Source organism: Enteroscipio rubneri (assembly GCF_002899715.1).
Taxonomy (GTDB): Bacteria; Actinomycetota; Coriobacteriia; order Coriobacteriales; family Eggerthellaceae; genus Enteroscipio; species Enteroscipio rubneri.
Genome location: NZ_PPEK01000030.1, coordinates 1 through 3,487 on the forward strand (window position 1 = coordinate 1; position 3,487 = coordinate 3,487).

A 3,487-nucleotide genomic window follows, 5' to 3' on the forward strand; every position below is an offset into this window, starting at 1 on the left:
CGGGCATGGCTCTCCTCCAATATGCTTCTTGTCTCGACAACTCGAATCATACCGGGGCGGGCCGTGCCCTCCTTCCTATCTGGACGCTATCCTGCTGTCAAAGTGCGCAAAAAATTGTACGTTACCAGGTAGAATGATATTTCATTGTGTCACGCGTTGACTTGATCTTGAGTGGGAGTGCAGCATGCAGGCAAGCGGATGGGGGTTGACCTTCATGGCCGCCATCATCGTGGCGGGGGCCGTTGTCTGCCGTTTTAGAAACGACGGAGCGCATTCCGGTCGCGCCGCCGCGCTTTCACGCGCGTCTCGAGTCTCGTTTGCGACGCTCGCACTGATCGCGCTTGCTTTCGCGGGTACCGTGCTCATGGGCCAGCAGCTGTGGGCGGCGCCGATGTTCGCAGTGGGGAGCATCGTTGTGCCGCTGGCGGTGTACCTGGCAATGGATCCGCGTCCGCGTTCGGCGAAGCCGGTCGCGCGCTCGGGGAGCCGCCCGCGCGAAGCAGGGCTGAGTGCCGATGCGATCGAGCCTGCTTCTTCTTTCGTGCCGCTGAGCGTCGGTCGTCCCAAGTCCTCGCAAGGGTCCTTCAGGACGCCCCGCACGATCGGCGGCGAACTGCGCGTTCCTCCCGATAAGGTTCCGACGCCTCTCGGCCGTTCGGCGTCGCCGGTGTCCGGATGGGATTCCACGGCTGCGCTCGCGGCTTCAATCGCGACGGTATCCTCTGCCGCATCTGCGCCTGTCGAAGCAAATCCGACTTCCGGTGCTGATGCGCTCGGCGAAAGAGGCGCTGCCGCCAAGTCGGGTGTGCCTTCGGAGCCGAGCGCGGCCGCCGATGCGAGTCTGGCTGCTGAATCGAGCGCGCCCGCCGAGACGAGCGTGCCCGCTAAACCGTCCACGGCCGCCGATGCGACCAAGCCTGCGGAGCCGAGTGCGCCCGCTGATGCGAGTGCGGCCGCGAAACCGTCCACGCCGTCCAATGCAAATGCCTTCGCAAGCGGGTCCGCAAGTTCGCATGAGCATGCAGGCGGTTCCACTTGCACCCGCGCTCTCGACTCCGTTCCCGACCCTGCTCCTGTTCCCGAAGCGCACGCTCCGCGCAGCCTCGAGTACTCCGATTGCTTCAAGAAGGCTCGCAACCTCAAGATGAAGGGTGCGCATGCCGTTGCCGCTCGGCTTTTCAGGGAAAGTGCCGATCGCGCACCCGATGAAGCTCAGCGGAGGAAGGCCGAGTTCGAGGAGCTTGCATGCTACGTGTTGGCCGGCCAGCACGATCGGGCGCGTGCGCTCGCAGACGAATTGCGGGTGTGCGGCGACCATTTGACCAGCGCCGAGCGCATAAAACTTGATGCGGTAGCGAGGATGATCTAGATGGCTGCTGCGCATCGCAGGGAGGCGGATCGTCCGCGCGCGAAGCTGCGCACGGCTCCTGACTATGCCGTCGTCGCTGTGTGCGGCGTGCTGGTTGCCGCTTGCATGGTGCTCACCACTTCGGCGATGCCTGCAGAGGTGCAGATGCCTCCCGAGGAGGCCGCGCCCGCCTCCCAGCCGGAACCTCAGGCGCAACAAGCCGACGTTGCGGAGGGTGAGGTCATCGGGAGCTATCAGGCCATCTCGCAAAGCACGAATGCCGATCGCGCCGAGAACCTCCGCCTCGCTGCAGGGGCGATCGACGGCGTGGTCATCCAGCCGGGCGAGACGTTTTCGTTCAACGATCATGTCGGCGACGTCGAACAGGACTCGCGCTACCGCGCTGCACCCGTCATCGTAGGCGGAGAAACAGTAGAGGGCGCCGGCGGCGGCATCTGCCAAGTGTCCACAGCGCTCTATATCGCCGCCCTGAAAGCCGATCTGGAGATCGTCGAGCGTCATCCGCACTCGATTGCCTCCGATTACGCGCCGGTCGGGCTCGATGCCACGCTTGTCTACGGCACCATGGATCTGCGAATCAAGAACGCGAGCGAAGACCCCATGCGCATCAAGGCCATGGCGGTCGGCCAGACGGTGGAGGTTTCCATCATCGGTCAGCCTTTGGAAACGGGCACGACCATCGATGCGACGTCGAAGGTTGTCGACCAGTACGTCGACGACGACGGCGACCTCCATTATGTGGCGGAGTCGTATCGCGTCTACTATCTCGACGGGGTGGTGCAGTACCGGGACCTGATGCACACTGATACCTACTTCATTCCGCAGCCTTCCACGGTCGTTCTTTCTGAGGGAAGCGTCGATCCCTCGAAATAGAACAGGGGCTGTGCCGAGGTCGTTCCTTCGCTACAATGATACCGAGCAGGAAATGGGGTTATGCTATGACCGATTACAAGAAGAGAGACGCTATGGAAACGAATGAGACCATCCTCACCCGCAAGATCGTCGCCCTTGATGATCGGAAAACCATCGGAAAAATGAGCGATCTGCGCGTTGATTGCAATACGCTGGGCGTGAGCCACTACATCGTGAACAGCGCGAGCACGAATAGCCCGCTGGTCCTGCCTTATGACAAGGCCATAGCCGTGGGCGATACGTTCGTCACCATTCAGAGTCGCGACGATTTTTTGCCCACGTCAAACGATGCTCTCGGCATCGTGAACGACGGCTTCAAGCTTGTGGGCGTCGAAGTGTATTCCAAGACGGGCAATCGACTGGGTACCATAGCTTCCTATGAGTTTGACCCTGTCTTCGGCGCGGTGGCCGAACTCGTACTTGATTCCGGTGCGACGTTCTCGAGCGATCAGTTCGTGTTCTTCGCGTCCGAGTACGTGTTTGTTGACGACGGCGAGAGGACCGCAGCTGAGATGCGCGACGAGAAAGTAGCCGTTGCGGAGCCCGAAAGTGAAGTCGAGGTTTCCACGGATGCAGACTCTGCCGACGCGCGGTCTGGTGCAGAAGATGGCATCGAACCGGCTGAGGCGCAGGTTGAGGCCGAGCAGATCGAGGAAGTTCCCGACGACAAGGCTTCGGTGACGGTCGAAGTTGAAGTCGCTGAGGACACGGCCGAACCTGCGAAGGCTGCCGGGGACGACGAGGATACGGAACTGGTTGATTTCCTGCTTGGCCAGACGACGATCGAAGACGTCGCCAGTTCCGACGGCTCGTTCACGGTATCGAAGGGCACGGTGCTCACGTCCGGGATCATCGAAAAGGCTCGCGCGCACGATGCACTGCTCCTGCTTACCATGAGCGTGGACGCATAGAATCCAAGACGTCTGAAACTGGTTTTCCCTACCGGTTTCCCAATACGTATGACGAGCGGGCACCTTCGGGTGCCCGCTTTTGCAGTCGTGCGCCAAAAAATGTAACGGTTTGGCACGACACAGGCGATCTTTTTTCGAAGCGTAGTAAGGCGACCTGGGGGAAAGAGCAGGTAACGTACAATTTTTTGCGCACTTTGACAGCAGGATAGCGTCCAGATAGGAAGGAGGGCACGGCCCGCCCCGGTATGATTCGAGTTGTCGAGACAAGAAGCATATTGGAGGAGAGCCATGCCCG

At 61.0% G+C, this 3,487-nt stretch carries 3 protein-coding genes; all 3 read left to right on the forward strand.

Going from position 1 to position 3,487, the window contains the following annotated elements:
• Positions 1 to 214 precede the first annotated feature (214 nt).
• The 3 genes from C2L71_RS11755 to C2L71_RS11765 all read left to right on the forward strand — a co-directional run bounded on the left by C2L71_RS11755 (position 215) and on the right by C2L71_RS11765 (position 3,192).
• Positions 215 to 1,369: a hypothetical protein gene (locus C2L71_RS11755; RefSeq protein WP_129588524.1), complete on the forward strand. Its 1,155-nt coding sequence runs from the start codon at positions 215 to 217 to the stop codon at positions 1,367 to 1,369.
• Positions 1,370 to 2,242 carry a VanW family protein gene (locus tag C2L71_RS11760; RefSeq protein WP_103265949.1) on the forward strand — a complete coding sequence of 291 codons (873 nt, stop codon included), beginning with the start codon at positions 1,370 to 1,372 and terminating at the stop codon, positions 2,240 to 2,242.
• A gap of 92 nt (positions 2,243 to 2,334) precedes the next feature.
• Positions 2,335 to 3,192, forward strand: coding sequence for a hypothetical protein (locus C2L71_RS11765; RefSeq protein WP_129588525.1), 858 nt, complete (start codon positions 2,335 to 2,337; stop codon positions 3,190 to 3,192).
• Positions 3,193 to 3,487: the final 295 nt, after the last annotated feature.